The sequence below is a fragment of the Nonomuraea sp. N2-4H genome (genome assembly GCF_045291505.1).
GTDB classification, from domain to species: domain Bacteria; phylum Actinomycetota; class Actinomycetes; order Streptosporangiales; family Streptosporangiaceae; genus Nonomuraea; species Nonomuraea fastidiosa.
Genome location: NZ_CP147987.1, coordinates 6,709,228 through 6,729,602 on the forward strand (window position 1 = coordinate 6,709,228; position 20,375 = coordinate 6,729,602).

Consider the following 20,375-nt stretch of genomic DNA (forward strand, 5'->3'; position numbering starts at 1 on the left):
TGCGATGACGGCACCCCGCACGCTGCCCGCCCACCTGGCCCATCCGTTCTCTCCTCGCGGACGGCCGGATCCGTATCCGGCGTACCGGTGGCTGCGGGAGAACGACCCCGTCCACTTCGACGTCACCTCGCGCATGTGGCTGCTGACCGCGCACGCCGACTGCGCGCTCGCGCTGCGCGACCCGCGCTTCTCGGCGGCGCTGGGGCAGCGGGAGCGGGTCAGGGACGACGAGCTGCCGCCGTCGATGCTCACCACCGACCCGCCTGAGCACCAGCGGTTACGCTCGCCCGGAGCGCTGCTCATGGGGCCCGCCGCGATCCGCGGCATCTCCGGCGGCATCGAGGCGGAGATCGGCCGGGTGCTCGACGGCCTGGCCGGGCGTGAGCGCATCGAGGCCACGGCCGACATCGGTGAGCCGCTCGCCACGGGCGTGCTGGCCAGGCTGTTCGGGCTGCCGTCCGCCGACCGGGCCGCGTTCGCCGAGCTGGCCGCGCGGGTCGCGGTCAACCTCGACCCGCTGGCCGGGCCGCAGGCCGCGGCGGCCGGGCGGGCCGCGATGGGCGAGCTGACCCGCTTCCTGGGCGAGCGCGCCGACGCGGCGGCCGCGGCCGTGAGAGCCGGCGGCGAGGCGACGCCCTTCGGACGGCTGGCCGCGGACGACCGGCTGACCAGGGCGGAGATGCTGGGCATAGCGTCGCTGACCGTCGTCGGCGGGTGGAAGCCGCTGGCCGAGATGGTGGGCAACGCGCTGCACTGGCTGCTGCCCCGCGAGGAGGCCGCCGAGCAGGTGCGCGGCGGCCACGACACGGCGGTGTCCGCCGTGGACGAGCTGCTGCGCCTGGAGTCGCCCATCCCGTTCACGGCCAGGGTGACCACCGAGGAAGTACGCCTGGACGGCGGGGTGATCCCGGCGGGCGCCAGGGTGCTGGCCCTGGTGGGGGCCGCCAACCGCGACCCGGCGGTGTTCGCCGATCCCGACGAGCTGGTGGTGACGCGCTCGCCCAACCCCCACCTCGCCTTCGGCGCCGGCACCCATCTCTGTCTCGGCGCCCCGCTGGTCAGGCAGGCCGGCGCGCTGCTGCTGCGCGGCCTGCTGAGCAGGTATCCGGGGCTGCGTCCCGTCGGGGAGCCGCCCTCGTGGGCCCCGAGCCTGGTGCCCAGGCGGCTGACCGGCTTCACCCTCGCTACCTGACGTTCGCGCCGCGCCAGCGGAACGTCAGCAGGGTCAGCAGCAGCGCCGCCGCGCACCAGGAGCCGAGCACGACGGCGGTCCTGCCGAGCTCCCACGTGTGCGCCGGCTCCACCACAGCGAAGTCGGCGGGCAGGAAGACCGAGCGCAGCCCTTGCGTCATCCACTTGAGCGGAAAGAACGCCGCGATCGTCTGCATCCAATGCGGCAGCTCGCTGTAGGGGAAGAACACCCCCGAGATGAACTGCAGCACCAGGAACGGCAGCGTCACGATGGCCGATGCCGACCTGGCGTTGGGGATGACCGCGCTGAACGCGACCGCGAGCAGCGAGCAGGCGGCGGCGCCGAGCAGCAGCACCCACGCGAACGTCAGCCAGTGGCCGGTGTCGGACGGCAGCGGCAGGTGGAACAGCGTCACCCCGACCAGCAGCAGGATCGCCGCCTCCAGGACGCCGGTCACCACCACGCGGACGATCTTGCCGATGAAGTACGCGGTCTTCGGCATCGGCGAGGAGGCCAGGCGGCGGATCATGCCGTTGTCGCGCTCGATCGCGATGTTGATCGCCAGGCCGTTGAAGCTGACGCTCATGATGCCGCAGGCGATGATTCCGGCCACGAACATCTGCTTGAAGTCGGTGTGGGTGCCGGGGACCGTGCCGGAGAAGATCGAGCCGAGCACCAGCAGCAGCACGATCGGCAGCAGCAGCGTGAAGAACAGCGACTGCCGGTTGCGGAAGAACGACTTCAGCTCGACCGAGGAGCGGGCCACCGACGCCCGCCATAATCCCGAGCCCCCGCCGTACGCGACCGCGCGGCTCTGTTCGGCGACCATGGCGTTCGAGCTCATGACGCTTCCCCTGGTTCTCGCGGATCAACTTGAGATAGACGTCCTCCAGCGTCGGCCGGTGGACGCGCAGGTCGGGCAGCTCCCCCACACCGGCGGCGGCCGCCCACGGCAGCAGCGCGGCCAGGACCTGCGTGGGCCGGTGGGTGTGCAGCACGATCGCGTCCCCGTCGGAGGGGGCCACGGTGGTGCCGTGAGGCAGATCCGGCAGGGTCGCGGCGCTCAGGCCGCCGGTGGCGGTGAAGCTGACCGTGGCGGGCACCTCGCGCCGCCCGCCCAGCTCGCTGACCGCCCCGGTCTCCACGACCGCGCCCGCGACGATGACGGCGGCCCGCTGCGCCAGCGCCTCCACCTCGTCCAGGTAGTGGGTGGTCAGCACGGTCGTCTTGCCCTGGTCGGCGAAGAAGCGCACCAGGTCCCACGCCTCCGCCCTGGCCTCCGGGTCGAGCCCGGTGGTGGGCTCGTCCAGGAAGATCAGGTCGGGGTCGCCCACGATGCCGACGGCGACGTCGAGGCGGCGTAGCTGGCCGCCCGACAGCGTCTGGGCCTGCTTGCGCTCCTGCTTGCCCAGCCCCACCATGCCGATCACCTGATCGACGGGCAGCGGCGCCGGGTAGAAGGAGGCGAAGTGCTCGACCACCTCGCGCACGGTCAGGTCGGTGTACGCGCCGGTGGTCTGCGGCACGATGCCGATCCTGGCGCGCCAGCTCGGCGCGTCCTCGGCCGGGTCGCGGCCGAGCACCCGGACCTCGCCGCCCGAGCGCCTGCGCACGCCCTCGAGGATCTCGACCGTCGTCGTCTTGCCGGCGCCGTTGGGGCCGAGTAAGGCGAAGACCTCTCCTTGCCGGACGTCCAGGTCCACACCCCGCAGGGTGTGGCTGGCGCCGTACTGCTTGCGCAGTCCCCGTACGCGGATCGGGTCGGCCTGATCGTCGGACATGATCTCCTCATTCCTCTCGGGCGTGCGAGACCTCTGCGGCGGCTCAGGTCAGGTGCAGCAGCAGCACGGGCAGCAGCAGCAGTTGATGTCGATGCCGGCCGCGATGGAGTCGAGGTCGCCCTCGCTCAGCTCGGCCATGTCGATCTGCGGCGTCTCGGGGATGTGGAACTCGTACACCCCCGTCTCCAGGCCGCGCTCCCAGAGGGCGACCTGAACGTCGATGTTGGAGTCGTGGGCGTTGTCGGGGATGTTGCGCACCACGTTGATCTGAGCGTCCGCGGGAACCTCGAGACCGGATTCCGCCAGCGCCTCGCGCGGATTGTTGTCGAGCTTGGCCGAGAACTCCTCGCTCGACCACGCCGTGATGAGAACCCGGGTGTAGGCGTTGACGAATTCCGTCCGCTCTCTGGGATTCAGAGCCATTGCTTCCTCCTGGGAGCTTTCCCCATCGGCGCCGGTGCGCCGTCTCGGAATGGAGTCTTGCACGCCTATTTCCAGGTTGCCCAGACTTAATTTCCGGGGCACTCGATTAAGTATTGAGGCCCCTCCCGTCAAAAGGTACTCTGCAAATGCGCGGGCCGGAACCGTACGAAATACTTATACGTATTCAGCGGCCGGAAATGCGTATTCCGAATTCCATTTACGTAAGCCATCGGGAGTGCTCATGTCCGGGACGTACGTATCCCCCCGGGTGCCGCCTGGACCGGCGGGGACCCAGAGCCTGCGCGCCATGCGGGACGCGCCGCTCGCGTTCGTGACCGCGATGGCGGCACTCGGGGACGTGACCCGCCATGACGCCGACGGAGAGCCGGTCTACATGCTGAACCGGCCGGACCTGGCCAGGTACGTACTCAAAGAGAACGGTACGAACTACACCAAGGACCGTACGCCGGACGACGACATGCTGCGCCCGCTGCTCGGCAACGGCCTGCTGACCAGCAACGGCGCCGAGTGGGCGGCGCAGCGCCGCATGTGCGCGCCCGCCTTCCGGCCCTCCGAGGTCACCCGCTTCGACCAGGTCATCGTGGAGGCCGCCGAGCACCTGGCGCGGCAGTGGCGGGGCGCCGCGTCCGTACGCGTGGACCACGACCTGACCGCGCTCACCCTGACGGTGATCGTCAAGGCCATGCTCGGCACCGACATCGGCGGCGCGGGCGAGGGGTTCGGCCGGGCCGTGGACGCGGTCAACCGGTTCATCGGGCACTACGTACCGACGGACGACCCCGATCCGGCCGACACCGCGGCGCGCTACGCCGGATTCCAGCGGGCGCGGGCCTTCCTCGACCGGGTGACCCGGGTCATCATCGCGGCCCGCCGCACGGGCGGCGCGGGCGACGACCTGCTGAGCGCGCTGCTCGCGGAGGCGCACCCGGGCGGGACCGGCCACGGCGCACCCGCGATGACGGACGCCGAGCTGCGCGACCAGGTGCTGACGATCATCATGGCCGGGCATGAGACCACGGCCAAGTCCCTGACCTGGACGCTCTACCTGCTCGACCGCCACCCGGAGGCCGCCGCGGCGGTCCGCGCGGAGATCGACGAGGTGCTGCGCGGCCGGGCTCCGAGCGCCGCCGACCTGCCCGCGCTGCGCAGGTGCCGGCAGGCCGTCCAGGAGGCGATGCGGCTCTATCCGCCGGTCTGGCTCATCTCGCGGCGCAGCGTGGCGGCCGACGTCATCGACGGCTACGACATCCCCGCCGGGTCGCTGGTCTGCATCAGCCCGTGGGTGCTGCACCGCGACCCGCGCTTCTGGGACGAGCCCGAGGCCTACCGTCCCGAGCGGTTCGACCCGGAGGCGGTGGCGCGCCACCTCAGCCACCAGTACCTGCCCTTCGGCGGCGGCCCGCGCATCTGCCTGGGGCGGCACTTCGCGATGGTGGAGGCCACGCTCGTGCTCGCCGTGCTGCTGCGCGACCTGCGCATGGAGCTGGCCGAGGGGTTCCCCGTCGAGCCCGAGGCGCTGGTCACGTTGCGGCCGAGGCACGGCATGACGATGACGCCGAGGCCGCGGTGAGCGCGGGCCTGGCGGGCTCGTACGACGTCGCCGGCACCACCTTGGGCGGCGTGCCCGGCGAGCTGGCCCGTCTTGAGGCGCAGGCGGCGCTCTCCTTCGACGAGGAGCTGCGCATCATGCGCGACCTCGGGCTGACCCGCGCGGGGCCGCTGCTCGAACTGGGCGCCGGCTCGGGCGCGGTCACCCGCAGGCTGCGCGACGCCGAGCCCGGCCTGCCGGTCATCGCGCTCGACGTGGACGCGGGACTGCTGCGTCACGCGGGCGGCTGCGGCGCCCCGCTCGTGGCCGCCGACGGCGCCCGGCTGCCCCTGCGTACGGGGAGCGTGGGAGGCGTACTGCTGCGATACGTACTGCAGCACCTCGCCGACCCCGCGCCGATGCTGGCCGAGGTGCTGCGCGTGCTGCGGCCCGGCGGCACCGTGGTCGTCGTCGAGGTCGACAGCATGCTGTGGGGCCTGGCGGACCCGATGTACCCCGAGCTGGCCCACGTGCACGCCGCGATGGCGCGGGCGCAGCGCGAGGCGGGCGGGGACCGTCAGATCGGCAGGCGGCTCACCCGGCTGCTGCGCCGCGCGGGCTTCGCGGACGTGCTGCTGCGCACGTTCGCGACCACCAACGACACCCACCCGACCGCCGCCTTCGCCCCGCATCTCGGCCCCGAGCGCCTGGCGCCGCTCGTGGCCGCAGGCGTGCTGTCGATGGCCGAGCTGGCCCTGGCGGCCGACCGCTGGCGGCGTTTCCTGGCCGACCCGGACGCCTGGGTCATGCTGCTCGGCTTCGCCGCCGCAGGGACCGCGCCGCCAGGCCCGGCCCCCTCAGTACCGGAGAAGGATCCGGAGAAACCCGCAAGGTTCGGGAGGAATGCACAATGAGTCCGTTCTGGAAGATCTTCGTGGCGATCTTCTGCTACATCAGCGGGATCGTCGGCCTCGGCCTGGCCGTGGTGAACGCCAGCCAGCAGCCGCCCGCCACCACCCCGGCCATCGTGTACGGCGCCGCCGGCCTGCTCTTCCTGGCCGCGGGCATCGTGCTCAGCCGCCGCCCCAGTTACTGAGGCGCTGTTACCGACGCGCTGTTACTGAGGCGCTGTTACTGAGGCGCTCGCCCGGCCCCGGTGACCGTCCCCGCGGCCGCCGGGGCGCCGGGGTCCCGCCTCAAGCCGTAGAGTCCCGCCTCAAGCCGTGAGGTCGCGCCTCAAGCCGTAGATCCCGCCTCAGGCCGTGAGGTCGCGCCTCAGGCCGTGGGATCGCAGGGCCTGACCTCGACGATGTCGCCCGGTGCGTACGGCATCTTGCGCGCCCACGACTCGGCCTCCTCGGCGGAGGCGACGTCGATGATCCAGATACCGCCGATCTGCTCGCGCCCGACCGCGTAGGGCCCCTGGACGGCCGGGCCGTCCGGCCGCACCAGCCTGCCCTCGCGGGACCTGGTGAGCCCCGCACCGTACTTGACGTTGACCCCCGCCTCCACCATCTCCCTGCCGAACCGGCGGTGGGCCTCGGCCATGCGCCTGCGCTCGCTCTCGCTGAAGGCGTCCCAGAGCATCTCGTCGCCGTGGATCAGCAGCACGAAGTCCATCAGTCGTCCACCTTCCTCGGACATCCGCCCACGGGATCGGCGAGAGGCGGGCAGCGGCCCCGGTCGGCACTATCGTGACATCCTGCCACGTCGCAGCGCTGCTCGTCTGCCCCCAGCGCCCCCTTCGCGCGGCGGAAGGCACCCCTGCCGCGCGCCCGGGGCCCGCCCCTGCCGCGCAGCCGGAAGCGCCCCGCCCCACGCCCTGGAGCGCCGTCGGGGCATGCCCCGGGAGCGCCGTCGCCTCAGGTCCCGGGAGCGCCGTCGCCTCGCGTCCCGGGAGCACCGTCGCCGCGTGTCCCGGGAGCGCCGTCGCCTCGTATCCCGGGAGCACCGTCGCCGCGTGTCCCGGGAGCGCCGTCGGCCGGGAGGAGCGTCGGCCGGGAGCGCCGTCGCCGCGCTCAGATCTGCCGCCGTGCCAGGCGCGCGAACAGTCCCTGCTCATCGGCCAGCAGCTCGTCGTAGGTGCCCTGCTGGACCACGCGGCCGCCGTCGAGCACGAGGATCTTGTCGGCGTCCCTGATCGTGGACAGCCGGTGGGCGATGACCACGCGGGTGGCGTTGAGCCTGCGGGTGCTCTCGGCGATGACGTTCTGTGCCGGGTTGTCGAGCGCGCTGGTGGCCTCGTCGAAGAAGACGATGCGCGGACGTGAGACCAGCGCCCTGGCGATCATGATGCGCTGCCGCTGCCCGCCCGAGAGCGTGTGGGTGCCCTCCGACAGCACGGTGTGCATGCCCATCGGCATGGCCGAGATGTCGGCGTCGATGCCGGCCATCGCGGCGGCCTCCCAGGCGTCGTCGATGGTGTGGCCGGTGCTGCCGACGATGTTCTGCCTGATGTCGCCGGCGAGCAGCGCGCCGTTCTGCAGCACCACTCCGCACTGCCGGCGCACCGCGCCGAGGTCCAGCTCGGCCAGGTCCTGGCCGTCGTACATGACGCTGCCCGAGTCCGGCTGCTCGAAGCCGAGCAGCAGGCGCAGGATCGTGGACTTGCCGCTGCCCGTCGGGCCGACGATCGCGACGAACTCGCCGGGCTCGATCGACAGGTCCACGTCGATGAGCGCCCTCGGGCCGTCGGCCCCGTAGCGGAAGGAGACCTTGGACATCGTGATGCGGCCCGACAGCTCGCCGGGGTCGGCCTTGCCCGCGTGGTCCTCGGGCTCGACCTCCAGCACGGGTGCCAGTTTCTCCATCATCGGCACGATGCTCATGGCGGTGATGGCCGCGCCGGTGAACTGCAGCACCGAGGCGATGAGCAGGTTGAAGGCGGTGAAGAAGGCGAGGAACGCGGCGATCGGCAGCTCCCCGCGCAGCGGCCCCGCCGCCACCGCGAAGATCACGAACGAGCAGACGAGCGGGAAGCCCGCGTTGAAGGTGGTCACCAGGTTCTGCAGCCGCCTGGCCTTGGCCGAGGTGGCCCTGGCCTTCATGAAGTCGCGGTTCCACACCGAGAACGCCTGGTCCTCGGCGGCGGCCACGCGCAGCTTGGGCACCGCCGACAGCAGCTGGAACACCCGCGACGACAGCCGCTGCTCCTGCTCGTACAGGCGGCGCTGGAGGCGTACCTCGAAGAATCCGGCGACCGCGCACACCAGGATGCCGATCAGCACCAGCAGGGTCGCGAGCAGGGCCAGCCGGACGTCGTAGACGTAGACGAGGACGAGGTTGGCCAGGCCGCCGAACAGCCCCAGCGTGGCCGTCGTCATCACGCCGGAGAGCATCTCCTGCGCCGCGCTCACGCCGAGCACGGTCGTGCCCAGCTCGCCGGTGGAGTAGCGGCCGAAGAACGTGACGGGCAACGACAGCAGCCGCGTCCACGCGCCCGCCTGCACGCGCGCGGAGGCGCGGCCCTCGATGCGCAGCGCGGCCACGTTCTGCACGATCGACAGCGCGGCCGCCACGAAGGCGCCGCCGATCACCAGCGCCGCACCCTGCACGATGAGGTCGCGCTCGGCGCGCGCCACGAACGTGCCCAGCACCAGCCCGGTCATCGCGGGCACGAGCAGCCCGATGACGGCCACGAGCGTGCCGAGCGAGGCGAGCACGAACAGGTCGCGGCCGTTGCGCGCGAGCCCGAAGCGCAGCAGCCCGGCGACCGTGCGGACGTCGGGCGGCAGCGGCTCGTACAGCACGTCGGCCTTGTTGGCCAGGGTGGCCGCCACCGCCCTGGTGACGGGCGTGACCCGGCTCTGCCCCGGCTGGGCGAGCACATAGCGCGAGCCGATCGGCAGCAGCGCCACGGGGGTGTCATCCTCGCGCAGATAGCCGACCATGGGGCCGATGTCCCGCTTCCACCAGCCGTCGTCCAGCCGGACGGAGCGCGTGCGCACCCCGGAGGCCAGGGCGATCGCCTGGAGCGAGTCGACGTCCCTGCCTCCGCCGGGCGGCGGCGCGACCACGCTGAAGCCGCCGTGCGAGGCCACCAGCCTGGCGGCGGCCAGCATCGGCGGGTCCGCGGTGACGTCGGCCAGGCGTACCCGGGCCTCGGTGTCGCGGACGAGCGTGTCGAAGCCGCGCCGCGCCGCCACGGCGACGCCCGACTCGCGCTCCTTCCTGCGTTCGAGCGAGCGCAGCTCGTGGGCGCGCTGCCGCTCGACGCGGCGGTCCACGGTGTAGAGGAAGCGGATGGCGTGCTCGACCCAGCGGCTCCACAGCGTCTCGTCCGCCAGCAGCTGCCAGGTCGAGCGGGCGCGCAGCCGGGCCTGCGCGGTGGCGACCACCCAGTCCCGCTCGGTCACCGCGAGTTCGGCCCCCGCCGTCAGCACGCCGGCGACGCCGTCGGGCATCTCGACCGCGCCCTCCTCGACGGTGAGCCACTGCACGCCGTCCACGGACCTGGCGGCGCGGCCGCGGTCCAGCTCGGTGACCGCGTCGGAGGCCAGCGGGACGAACTCGCGCGGCGGCAGCCCGTCGCGCAGCGCCGTGGCCAGCGACACCATGCCGGCCTCCACGCCGCGGACGAGCTGCTTGACGGCCAGCCCGTAGCCGGTGGTGGACATGGTGGCCGAGCGCCCGGCGCCGGCCAGCTCGCGCAGCCTGGCCAGCGGCACGCGGGAGACGCGCGAGCCGAGCACGGGACGCCCGACGATGCCGTGCCGGGGCCCGCGCGGGGCGCCCGGCAGCAGCGTGCCCTCGCGGACCCGGCACAGGTAGTTCCAGCGGCCGACGGGGCGGCCGTTGTCCAGGCGTACCGCGAACAGGTCCACCTCGCCCCGCTCGACCAGCAGCACCTCGCGCACGCCCGACATGACGAACAGGTTGTCGGCGGAGTAGTCCACCGGCGTAGCCGCGTCGGTGAAGAACGGCGAGAACGCCGAGAGCATCGGGGTCGTCACGTTCCCTCCCCGTTCCTGCGCGAGCTTCTCAGCAGCTCGGCGTAGTGACCGTCCAGCGCCAGCAGCTCGGCGTGCCGGCCGCGCTCGACCACCTCGCCGCGGTCGAGCACGATGATCTCGTCGGCGTCGCGCACCGTGGACAGCCGGTGGGCGATGATCAGGCAGCCACAGCCGCGTCTGCGCAGGTTGTCGGCGATGACCCGCTCGGTCTCCGGGTCGAGCGCGCTGGTCGCCTCGTCGAGTATCAGCAGGGTCGGCCTGATGGACAGCGCCCTGGCCAGCTCCAGGCGCTGCCGCTGGCCGCCGCTGAAGTTGCGCCCGCCCTCCAGCACGCCGCTGTTGAGTCCGCCCGGCCTGGTGGCGATGAGGTCGAACAGCGCGGCGTCGCGCAGCGCGGAGACCACCACCTCGTCGGGCAGGTCCTCGCTCCACAGCGTGAGGTTGTCGCGCACGGTGCCCTCGAACAGCGTGATGTCCTGGTCCACGTACGCGACCGACGCGGCCACCACCTCCCTGGGCAGCTCCTCCCTGGGCAGCCCGTCGAGCAGCACCCGCCCCGACGTGGGCACGTACAGGCCGGCGGCGAGCTTGCCCGCCGTCGACTTGCCGCTGCCGGAGTTGCCGACGATCGCGAGCCTGCGCCCCGGCACCAGCGTGAACGACAGGTCCTTGATGACGGGGTCGGCCGTCGCGCTGTAGCTGAAGGTGACCCGGTCGAACTCCAGCCGCCCGTCAAGCCGGCCCTCGGCGCGCTGCCGTACGGGCGCGTGCCGCTCGAAGACCCTGGCCACCGGGTACTTCTCGACGTCGTAGAGCCGGCAGACGTCGGCGGAGATGTCCTGGAGCTGCCCGCCCAGGTTGGTGAGCTGCGTGACGGGCCTGGACAGCGAGCTGAGCAGCGTCTGGAAGGCCACCAGCATGCCGACGCTGATCACGCCGTCGACCACGCGCAGCCCGCCGATCAGCAGGATGAGCCCGCTGTTGACGCCGGCGAGCAGCGGCGGCACGACGGTGAGCATGGCGGTGGTGACGCCCAGCCGCTGCTTGGCGGTGACCGCCTTGGCCAGGAAGCCCGACCAGCGCTGGAAGGCGGCGGGCTCGGCGCCGGTCGCCTTGACGGTCTCGATGAGCTGCAGGGTGTTGAACGTGGTGGAGGTCAGGTTGCCGAGGTCGGCGCGGAGCGCGGCCACCGCGTCCGTGCGCGCCCTGGACACCTGGCGCAGCACCAGGATGTTGACCATCGCCATGCCCACCCCGACCAGGCCGAGCAGCAGGTCGTAGCGGATCAGCACGATGCCGTAGAAGAGCACCAGGACCAGGTTGACGAGGGTGATGGCGAGGTCGCGGGAGAGGATCTCGGCGACGGTGTCGTTGGCCTGCACGCGCTTGGCGACCTCGGCGGGGCGGCGCTGGAGGTAGAACTGCACGGGCAGCCGCAGCAGGTGCCGGAAGAAGCGGGCCGAGCTGACCAGCCCGAGCCGGATCTCCATGCGCAGCAGATAGTGCCGCTGCACCGAGGTCAGCACGAACACCGCGACCGCCGTGACCCCCACGCCGAACAGCAGCGGCACCAGGTAGCCGGGGTCGCGCCCGCTCAGCACCCGATCGATGAAGACCCGGCTGAAGGCGGGCCCGATGATGCCGGGTACGACCAGCAGCAGGCTGGCCAGCAGCACCAGCGGCAGGGCCCGCCCCGACGGCATGCGGCGGGCCAGCAGCGCCTGCCCGACCCTGGTGGGCCGGCCGCCCGGCCGGAAGTCGGGGCCGGGCTCGAAGGTGAGCACGACGCCGGTGAAGCCCGAGTCGAAGTCGTCCCAGTCGATCATGCGGGGGCCGTTGGCCGGGTCGTTGACCGCCACGGCCTTCCTGCCGAACCGGCTGCGCACGCCCTCCAGCACCATGAAGTGCTGGAACGCCCAGAACACGATGGCCGGACCGGTCAGCGTCCGCAGGTCCTCGGCCTCCATCTGAAAGCCCCTGGCGATGAGCCCGTACCGGCGGGCGGCGGCGATCACGCTGGAGGCCTTGGCGCCGTCGCGGGAGACGCCGCAGGCCGCACGGAGCTCCTCCAGCGGGACGAACTTGCCGTAGTAGCCGAGGATCATCGCCAGCGAGGCGGCCCCGCACTCCACCGCCTCCATCTGGATCACGGTCGGCGTGCGCCGCCGCCACCGCCACCGCCTGGCCGGCCGGGGCCGCGGCGTGCGCGGGGCGGCCGGCTGCCTGGCCTGCGCGGGAGCGCTCGTGGTCGTCACATCTCCCCCTCAGCGCCCGAGCAGCAGGTCGAACAGGGTCTGGCTGCCCAGGACGATCGCTCCGGCCACCGATACCTGCGACTGCAGGGGCACCGGCGGCCCGTCCTTGGTGGACCAGGCGTAGCCGGACGGCGTGGTCGGGTCGCGCTCCAGATCGACGATGACGAGCCGGGCGGGCGCGCCCTTGAGGTAGCCGCGGGCCGCCTCCACACCGCCCACCAGGTCGGCCGCCTGCTCCAGCATCACCGGGTACGCGCTGACGGAGTGAACCCGCCCGCGCAGCAGCCCGAACGCGCCCGGCGGCGCCGACGACACCGACAGGTCGACGGGCCGGCCCGGCACCACGCCCATCGCGCGGTCCACCGGCACGAACAGCATCGCCACCAGCCGGTCGTCGGGGGCGTCCGTGCGCTCGATGAGCAGCAGCTCCTCGCCCGGCGCGACCACGTGGCCGTCCACCGCGTTGAAGGCGACCACCCGCCCGGTGAACGGGCTGCGCACGATCCGCTCGCTCACCCGGCCCGTCCCGCCGTCGACGGCGATCACCGCGACCTCCTGGCCGCGCCGCACCGCGTCGTCGGGGCGGACCAGCATCGAGCGGACCGTGCCGCCGTACGGGCTCTGCAGCCGCGCGGTGCCCGCGGGATGGGTGAGCACGCCCGCAGCGGACACCGTCACCGGCAGCCGCCCCACGAAGAACCAGACGGCCGCCGCCGCCACGATGATGAGCACCACGAACGTGGCGATCCATCCGCGCGGCGAGGCCAGCAGCGTCGGCGAGTCGAGCTCGTCGGGCTCGCGCATCCGCTGCAGCGCCTTGAACCGGAACTTCATCGCTCTATCCCCGCCTGCTGCCGATCACCAGCTCGCCGACGCTGCCCTCGCTCAGGTAGCCGAGACCGCTGGCGCGCGCGAAGTCGCCGGCGTCGCCGCCGCCGAGCCCGCACACGGCCAGGTTCATCGCGGTGCCGACCAGGTAGATCGTCTGGTAGAGCACGCCCACGTGTTTGAGCACCAGCGGGTAGGCGATGGCCTCGTACTTCCACATGACCCGGCCGAAGCGGGCGGTGACGATGAGCAGCACCTGCGGGTCCTGTTCGAGCTGGGCCGCCGCCCTGGCCCGCTCCACCAGCACCCGCACCGCCGGCCCCGGCTCGGCCACCAGTTCCAGGGCGTGCCCCGCGGTGTCGTAGTGCCACAGACCCGGGTCGAGGCCGCGGCAGGAGACGACGAGCGGATAGACCTCCAGCTCGTGCACCGATCCACCGGAGGGATAGGGACGGTCGGCCAGCTCCTGGCCGTCGGGCGAGGCGAAGGCCGCGCGGCGCCGCATCGACCGGTAGAGCAGCTCGCCGAGCTGGTCGAGGGTGATGGGCGCGTCATGGTCGTGCTCGCGTATCGAGCGGCGGCGCTCCAGCGTCTCGTACAGGCCCCGGCCCGGCTCGTCCATGTCGGGGGCGGCCAGCTCGACCCGCTTGCCGCCGAAGGGGGCGGGGCTGGCGGGCAGGGGCTCGAAGCGGTCCTTGAACGGGTACGTGCCGCCGTACCTGTCGGTGAGCCGCGGCCCTCTGCTGTGGGCGTGCAGCCACAGGTCGCGCGGCTGCCACTGGGCCAGCTCCAGGTCGCCGTCCTCGGCCTCGGTGGTCAGCGCGTCGGCGGCGGCGAGGAAGCGCAGCAGCTCGCGGTCGCCCACCTCGGCCGGGGTGGTCCAGCCGGACAGCGCGCCCAGCAGACCGGCGGCGGCGGGCTCCAGCTCGACCACGGCGGGGCTGCGCGGGCCCCGCACGCACAGGACGCCGTCCTCCGCCGTGATCACGGCGAAGCGGGACAGCTTGATCCTGCTGCCGGGGCCGGGCGCGGCGGCGGGCTCGACGGGGCCGGCGCCCACGGGCCGCAGCCTGGCGCGCGGCGTGCCGTACTCCAGCATGCCGCCCATCGCCAGGCGGCGCAGCAGCAGGTTCCAGCGCAACAGCCCGGCCTCCCCCACGGTGGCCGCGAGCGCCGTCTCCGTCGCCTCGCCCGCCGCGAGCACGCGGAGCGCGGCCACCGTCTGCTCGGGCAGGTTCCGCAGTCCCAGCGCGAGGCCGGCGAGGAGATGCGCACCTCGCCGTCCGACTCGGCCAGCGTCGCGTCGCGGCGCAATCGCCGTCTCGTCTCACTCACGCCGGGTTCCTCTCTCGTTCACTGCGGTGTCTCGGGGCCCGGGTCCGTCAGAAGAAGACGCTGACGGGGTTGAGCTCGTCCTCCGCGAGGGGCCTCGGGATCCAGCCGAGCGCGACCGGCACGTCGTACAGGCGGCCGGGGCCGAGCCGCCGCCAGAAGTGCCGCATGCCGGGCGCGATCACGCGGACGACGCTCAGCTCCAGGTCGGGGCGGCTCTGGTCGAGCACGATGACCTCCAGGCCGGCCGCGGCGGCCCGCTCCACGCAGGTCTCGACGTCGGCCGCCAGGTCCTCGCCGCCCGACGGGGGGTAGTCGGCGAGCGTGCGCGCCCGCTGCGCGGGATCGGGCACCAGCCATTGCTGCTCGGCCAGCTTCGTCTCCTTCCACCAGGCGAGCGTGGCGACGTCGTCGTCCAGGTAGAGCGTGTTGCCCTGCTCGTCGCGCCGCTCCACCGAGGGCAGGAACTGGTTGACCTCGGTCAGCGTCCTGATGGCGGCGATGCGCGGGTCGAGGTGCGCGCCGAAGCCGACGATGACGTCCTCGACCGGGTGGTTCCTGCGGTACGACACCCCCACGAACGCCGGGATGCCGAGGTCGGTGGTGATGTCGAGCAGCCAGATGTCGCGGTCCATGCCCTGGTAGAACTCGCGCACGGTGTCGACGTACGGGTCGTGCAGCGAGTCGAGGTCGAAGGCCGGCCGCCGGGCCCGGTTGTACCACCACAGCGCCACCGCGTCCCGCTCCACCAGCTCGCAGAAGCCCTGCAGGATGGCCTCCTCGACGGAGTTGCCCGACGCGTTGCCGTTGGAGTCGCCCACGCAGTAGAAGTGCCGCTCCAGGTCGGGGTGGCCGTACCAGGCGTAGCCCGAGGGCACCAGCCGCTCCCGCTCCTCGGTCAGCGACCAGGCCGACGACCAGTCCACCGGCAGGTCGGTGCGGAAGCGCTCGGGCACCAGGTGCAGGCGGTGCGCGGGGTCCTTGTTCCACTCCTCGCGGATGGCGTACTGGCGGTCGGAGAAGTGCAGCAGGCTCTCCGGGTGCACGGCCACGGCCGGGTCGAGGTCGGCGTAGGCGGCCTCGGTCACCGGCTCCTCGCCGCGCCACACGCCCGAGTAGCGCTCGATGGCCTCGCACAGGGCGCTCACCTTGGCCTGGACCTCGGTGCGGCCCTTGCCGCCGCTCTGCCCGCGCAGGTTGCGGCGCAGCAGGTCCATGTTGTCGCCGATCATGGCGAAGTTGTGTCCCGCGGTGAAGCTGTAGGTGACGCCGTTGTCCTCGTCGGCGAACGTGTGCAACCTGGTCACCGCGCCGATGAGCGGGCTGATGTGCTTTTCGAGCCGTGCGTACGTACGCGCGGGCGGCTCGATCCGGTAGCCGCCGTCGGTGACGTGCCTGGCGTCGCGGGCCGAGAGCGTCACCTTGGGGCTGCGCTCGCTGATCAGCGTGGGGTCGCCGCAGGCCGGGCACTGCGGCAGCCGGATGACGGTGTGCTCGCTCACGCCCAGGGTGCGCAGGTCGATGGTGGTCATCTTGCCGTCGAGCCGGGAGGCGGCGGCCGAGGGGTCGTCACGGCGGGCGGCGATCTTGGCGAGCTCCACCGCCAGCAGCCCGCCCGCCACCGAGGGGCCTGGCACCGACTCGCGCACCGGGTGGTACGGCATGCCGCCGCCGCGCTTGCCCGCCAGATAGCGCTCGACCTGCCGGTTGCCGGCCAGCCGCTGCGCCAGGCAGGCCCAGCAGGCGGTCTGCCCAGGCCGCAGCACCGGACCGATCCACAGGGTGACGCCGTCCGGCTTGATCAGCGCCCACGGGTGCCCGGCGGCGAGGTAGGCGGCGTTGAGCCGGTCGAGCGCGGGGTCGAGGTAGTCGCCGGTGACGACGACCGCCATCGCGCCCGCGGGGCCCGCGGCCTCCTCCTCGACGGTCCGCGTACGCATGCGCAGCCCGTGCTCGCGCAGCATGGCACCGATCGGCCCGGGGTCGGCGCCCTCGGCGGCGACGACGACGAATTCGGTGCTTTCCAGCGCCGACCGTGCGCGCACCGGGTCGATTCCCTGCGCGTCCCAAAAGGCGAGGGTGTGCTCGGGCCATTCGGCCCGCCCGTCGGCGAGCACGCCGTAGGCGGCGAACTTGCGAATGGCCATGAGCGTCTGCATGAGCGGCAGCTCGTCGCTCAAGGCGGCGGCGATCTCCGCGACAGTATGCCGTCCGTCCAGGTAAGGCAGGACTTTTCCGGCCCCGGCGGCGGTCACCCGATAATGCTGGCCCTCGGCCAGGAGAAAGACCGTCGACCCGTCGAGTAACTGCGAAGTGAAATGCGCTTTGAGACGTGGGCGGTCCATGGCCCTCCCCGTTTTGGGTCCTCGTCGGTGCCGCCGTCCAACGGTGCCGGCGGTTGATCGCAGAGTCGCATCGGGCTCGCCGCCATGTAAAGACGTAATTCCGGCGTACGCATTTGGCTGCACAATGCGGTGAAATACGTATGTGAGCCGCCGAGAATGCGCATCCGGGCCGGCGCAGAGTAGGGCACCAGGACTGACCATGCCTTGTCACAATTGTCCGATTTGTCGGTCAACTATTGACAGCCGACCTGCCTTTGGCGGGATGATCCCTATGACAGTCCAGGGGGCCAAGGCTTGGGGAGTAGCAATGTCTTCCGGACAGACGCTGCTACACCGTGACACCGAACTCGCCGCAGTGCGCGAAGCGCTGTCCAGGATCCGATCCGGCAACCCGGCGGTGCTGCTGATCCAGGGGGCACGCGGGATCGGCAAGACCACGCTGCTCAACGCGGCGCTGTCCGCCCTGTCGGAGACCGGCGCGCTGCTGCTCATGGCCCGCGGCCACCCGGCCGAACGCGAGCACCACCTCGGCGTCGTACGCCAGCTCTTCGAGCCGCTCATGTCGCCGGGCCGCGCACCGCCCACCGGCCTGCGACTGGACCAGGACCGCGCGGACGACCCCGTCACCCCCGACGTGCTGCACGGGCTCTACCGCGCCACCCGTGACTTCACCGGCGACCAGCCGCTGATCATCGCCGTCGACGACGTGCACCACGCCGACCAGCAGTCCGCCGAGTGGTGCTCCTACATCGCCAGGCGGCTCGACGGCCTGCCCATCGCGATGATCCTGACCAGCGACGAGCCCGGCGAGCCCGGCGGGAACGACCTGGCCAGAGACCTGGCGGCGCTGCCGTACATGCGGCTGCTGCGGCCCGCCCCGCTGACCCACCTGGCCGCGCGGCGGCTGCTCGCCGGCCAGCTCGGCACCGCCGAGCAGCAGGTGGAGGCCGAGGTCGCGCACGCCTGCCACCAGCTCACCCAGGGCAACCCCGCGCTGCTGCACGAGCTCGCCGCCAGGCTGGCCAGGACCGGCGTGCCGGCCACCCGCGACGAGCTGCCCCAGGTGCTGGACGCGGGCGCGGCGGCGATGACGCAGACCGTGCTCGGCTGGCTGACCGACAGCGACTCCGGCGCCGACGCCGACTGCGTCGCCCTGTTACGCAGCCTCGCCGTCGTGGCGCCCGACGACGGCCTGGAGATCGCCGCCATGCTGGCCGGCCAGGGCCAGGACGCCGCGCGGGTGGCCGCGGCACGGTTACGGCGGCTCGGGCTGGTCACCGGCGCGCCGCCCGACAGATTCGCACACCCCGGCATCCAGCAGACCGTGCTGGCCGGCATGGACCCGGCCGAGCGCGACGAGCTGCACCGCCGTACCGCTGCGCTGCTGCACCGGCTCGGCCGGCCGCTGCGCTGCTCGGCCCGGCACCTGATGTCGGCGGGCCCGACCGGCGACCCGCAGACCGTGACCGTGCTGCGCGAGGCCGCCGGCGAGGCCGGCAACGAGCACTCCTGGCAGGACGCCACCGGCTACCTGCACCGCGCGCTGGCCGAGACCGACGACCGCGAGACGGTGCTGGAGGTCACCGCCGAGCTGGGCGCGGTCGAGATGCACCGCAACCTGCCCGCCTGCCTGCGCCACCTGCGCACCGTCTACGGCCGGGTCAAGCGGGCGCCGCAGGCGCTGATGTCGATGACGCCGTTCGCCGACATCCTGGTCAGCGCCAACTCCGTCGAGGCGGGCGAGGTGATGGCCGAGGCCGCGGCCACGGCGGCGGCCACGCCGCACCTCGCGGGCGCCGACCTGGCCCTGCTGTTCGCCGCCCAGGCGCTGGTGTGGGGCCGCTCCGCGGGGCGGATCGGGGTGCGGCGGCTGAGCCGCTCGTTCGGCACCCTGCTCACCCCCGCCGCCAGGGAGTTCCTCAGCATCCTCGCGCTGGCCACCGGCGTACGCGGCCGCAACCTGCCGCGCATGCTCGCCCAGACCCGCCGCTGCCTGGACGGCCAGGGCGCGGTGCCGGTCACCGTCGTGCTGCCGCTCGTGTGGGGCGATCGCCTCGACGAGGCCTCCTATTGGGCGGAACGGCTGGTCGCCGAGACCAGGGACACCGGCTCGGCCACCCGCCTGGCCCTGACGCTGTCGGCCAGGGCCGAGGTGCGCTACCAGCTCGGCCGCCTGGACGCGGCGCTGCGCGACGCCAACGACGCGATCGCCAGCGCCCGCGAGGTCGAGGCGGAGGGCTTTCACGCCGTCGCCACCGCCTGTGCGGCCCGCATCATGGTCGAGCGGGGCGAGCTGGAGGCCGCCGAGTCCGCGCTGCGCTCGGTCAGGACGTACGGCGACTGGCATCCGCTCATCTCCGGCCACGTCCTGGACACGCTCGGGCGCGTGCACCTGTCGCACGGCCGGCCCCGCGACGGGCTGCTGACCCTGCTGGAGTGCGGGCGCCGCCTGACCGCCGCCGGCATCACGAACCCGGCCTGCGTGCCCTGGGGCCCGCACGCGATCCTCGCCTACGCCCTGTCCGGCGAGCGGTCGGCCGCCCGCATGATGGCCGAACGGGAGCTGGAGCTGGCGCGGGCTTGGGGCGCGCCCACCACGATCGCCCGCGCGCTGAGCGCGGGCAGCGTCGCCCACGAGGGCAGCACCCGGCTCGACATGCTGCACGAGGCGGTGGACCTGCTGGCCGACCGGGGCGCCCGGCTCGAACAGGCCAGGGCGATGGTCCGCCTCGGCATCGCCCAGCGCCAGGCGGGCGACTCCGGCAAGGCGCACGAGACGCTCGCCATGGCGCTGCGGCTGGCCACCGACTGCGGCGCGCTGCGCCTGGCCGCGCTCGCCGACAAGCACCGGGCGGCCACCGCGCCGCGCCGATCCGGCTCCCCCGCCGCCGGCCGCCACGGGCGCAACGGCCACCCGCTGACCGTGGGCGAGCGCCGGGTCACCGACCTGGTCCTGCGCGGAATGAGCAACATGGAGGTGGCGGCCACCCTGTCGATCAGCAAGCGCACCGTCGACACCCACCTGGCGCGGATCTACCGCAAGCTGGGCATCCACACCCGTGCCGAGCTGGCCGTCATCCTCACCGGTCTCGCCGACGACCACGACGAACCGCCGCCGGACGAACCGGTGCCCGCCGGGCTCCTGGAAGACCTCTGATCACCGCATCAGCTCGTACGCGGCGTACGCGACGACCCCGTACGCCATGTGCGGCACGATGTCGGAGATCCAGGAGGTCGCCGACCACTCGCGCGGGTCGGTGACGCCCAGGGCGGTCATCGGGCCGTTGGAGCCGGCCATGGCCAGCACCGTCAGCGCCGCCACCCCGACCGGGCACGGCAGGCGCCGCCTCCCGGCCAGCAGCCCGTAGCAGACGGCCGCGCCCGCGCCGGTGGCGTACCCGAGGAGCGCGCCGATCGCCTCCTGGCGGTTGCCCGCCCGCTCCTCGTCGCCCAGGCTCACGCCCGCCACCTCGGTCAGCCTGCGCGCGGTCTCCTTCGGTGTGCCGCTCGCGGGCCTCGCCCTGATGAGCATGTCGAGGTACGTGGCGAGGTTGAGCGCGCAGGTGCCGGCCGCGCCGGCGATCAGTCCTTTGACGAGTGTGTGCATGCCCCCGCAGCTACCCACCCTCCCGCCTCTCTTTCCCAGGAGAGGTCCTTCCCAGGAGAGGTCCTTCGTGGTGGGGGCGAAGGATCCTTTCGAGGAGGGGGTGCCCCTTCC

Annotated in this window: 15 protein-coding genes and 1 pseudogene; 6 read left to right on the plus strand and 10 right to left on the minus strand. The window is 72.9% G+C overall.

Features of this window, described 5'->3' with window-relative positions; translation table 11 throughout:
- The first annotated feature begins 4 nt into the window (after positions 1 to 4).
- A complete protein-coding gene (locus WBK31_RS30660) occupies positions 5 to 1,192 on the plus strand; it encodes a cytochrome P450 (protein WP_364059788.1) in 1,188 nt (395 codons plus the stop codon).
- On the opposite strand, the gene WBK31_RS30665 is transcribed toward WBK31_RS30660, so the two are convergent.
- Entirely contained in the window at positions 1,185 to 2,036 is an 852-nt protein-coding gene (locus WBK31_RS30665; RefSeq protein WP_364059785.1) for an ABC transporter permease, read from the minus strand. The genes WBK31_RS30660 and WBK31_RS30665 overlap by 8 nt on opposite strands.
- On the opposite strand from WBK31_RS30665, the gene WBK31_RS30670 reads away from it, so the two are divergent.
- Positions 2,020 to 2,556 (plus strand): hypothetical protein, encoded by a 537-nt coding sequence (locus WBK31_RS30670; protein WP_406673552.1) that lies wholly within the window; start codon positions 2,020 to 2,022, stop codon positions 2,554 to 2,556. The two genes, WBK31_RS30665 and WBK31_RS30670, sit on opposite strands and share 17 nt — an antisense overlap.
- Here the strand turns inward: WBK31_RS30670 and WBK31_RS30675 are convergent.
- A pseudogene (locus tag WBK31_RS30675) lies at positions 2,545 to 2,973 on the minus strand (ATP-binding cassette domain-containing protein); the annotation flags it as partial. The gene WBK31_RS30670 and the pseudogene WBK31_RS30675 sit on opposite strands and share 12 nt — an antisense overlap.
- Positions 2,974 to 3,021: 48 nt before the next feature.
- Positions 3,022 to 3,396, minus strand: coding sequence for a hypothetical protein (locus WBK31_RS30680; RefSeq protein ID WP_364059779.1), 375 nt, complete (start codon positions 3,394 to 3,396; stop codon positions 3,022 to 3,024).
- Between the two features lie 307 nt (positions 3,397 to 3,703).
- On the opposite strand from WBK31_RS30680, the gene WBK31_RS30685 reads away from it, so the two are divergent.
- The 3 genes from WBK31_RS30685 to WBK31_RS30695 are packed head-to-tail and all read left to right on the plus strand — an operon-like array spanning position 3,704 to position 6,041.
- Complete coding sequence (locus WBK31_RS30685) at positions 3,704 to 4,987, plus strand: cytochrome P450 (protein ID WP_364059776.1); 1,284 nt, start codon at positions 3,704 to 3,706, stop codon at positions 4,985 to 4,987.
- Positions 4,984 to 5,859 carry a class I SAM-dependent methyltransferase gene (locus tag WBK31_RS30690; RefSeq protein WP_378786252.1) on the plus strand — a complete coding sequence of 292 codons (876 nt, stop codon included), beginning with the start codon at positions 4,984 to 4,986 and terminating at the stop codon, positions 5,857 to 5,859. The genes WBK31_RS30685 and WBK31_RS30690 overlap by 4 nt, the downstream gene beginning before the upstream one ends.
- A complete protein-coding gene (locus WBK31_RS30695) occupies positions 5,856 to 6,041 on the plus strand; it encodes a hypothetical protein (protein WP_364059772.1) in 186 nt (61 codons plus the stop codon). Before WBK31_RS30690 ends, WBK31_RS30695 begins: the two co-directional genes overlap by 4 nt.
- 179 nt (positions 6,042 to 6,220) lie before the next feature.
- Here WBK31_RS30695 and WBK31_RS30700 read toward each other — a convergent pair whose 3' ends face one another.
- The 6 genes from WBK31_RS30700 to WBK31_RS30725 form a co-directional block, all read right to left on the minus strand.
- Positions 6,221 to 6,565, minus strand: coding sequence for a YciI family protein (locus tag WBK31_RS30700; RefSeq protein WP_364059769.1), 345 nt, complete (start codon positions 6,563 to 6,565; stop codon positions 6,221 to 6,223).
- Positions 6,566 to 6,963: 398 nt separating this feature from the next.
- The gene (locus WBK31_RS30705; RefSeq protein WP_364059766.1) at positions 6,964 to 9,897 is read right to left on the minus strand and encodes an NHLP bacteriocin export ABC transporter permease/ATPase subunit; all 2,934 of its coding nucleotides are present in this window, start codon (positions 9,895 to 9,897) and stop codon (positions 6,964 to 6,966) included.
- Positions 9,894 to 12,152 carry an NHLP family bacteriocin export ABC transporter peptidase/permease/ATPase subunit gene (locus WBK31_RS30710; RefSeq protein WP_364059763.1) on the minus strand — a complete coding sequence of 753 codons (2,259 nt, stop codon included), beginning with the start codon at positions 12,150 to 12,152 and terminating at the stop codon, positions 9,894 to 9,896. The genes WBK31_RS30705 and WBK31_RS30710 overlap by 4 nt, the downstream gene beginning before the upstream one ends.
- A gap of 9 nt (positions 12,153 to 12,161) precedes the next feature.
- A complete protein-coding gene (locus WBK31_RS30715; protein ID WP_364059760.1) occupies positions 12,162 to 12,986 on the minus strand; it encodes an HlyD family efflux transporter periplasmic adaptor subunit in 825 nt (274 codons plus the stop codon).
- Between the two features lie 4 nt (positions 12,987 to 12,990).
- Positions 12,991 to 14,199, minus strand: a complete 1,209-nt coding sequence (locus WBK31_RS30720) for a SagB family peptide dehydrogenase (protein WP_406673553.1) — start codon at positions 14,197 to 14,199, stop codon at positions 12,991 to 12,993.
- Between the two features lie 163 nt (positions 14,200 to 14,362).
- Positions 14,363 to 16,567, minus strand: a complete 2,205-nt coding sequence (locus WBK31_RS30725; RefSeq protein ID WP_406673554.1) for a TOMM precursor leader peptide-binding protein — start codon at positions 16,565 to 16,567, stop codon at positions 14,363 to 14,365.
- A 397-nt stretch (positions 16,568 to 16,964) separates the two neighbouring features.
- Between WBK31_RS30725 and WBK31_RS30730 the strand changes: the two genes are divergently transcribed.
- A complete protein-coding gene (locus WBK31_RS30730) occupies positions 16,965 to 19,814 on the plus strand; it encodes an AAA family ATPase (RefSeq protein WP_364059751.1) in 2,850 nt (949 codons plus the stop codon).
- Here the strand turns inward: WBK31_RS30730 and WBK31_RS30735 are convergent, their stop codons facing one another.
- A complete protein-coding gene (locus WBK31_RS30735) occupies positions 19,815 to 20,264 on the minus strand; it encodes a hypothetical protein (protein ID WP_406673555.1) in 450 nt (149 codons plus the stop codon). It lies immediately after the preceding gene.
- Positions 20,265 to 20,375 lie beyond the last annotated feature (111 nt).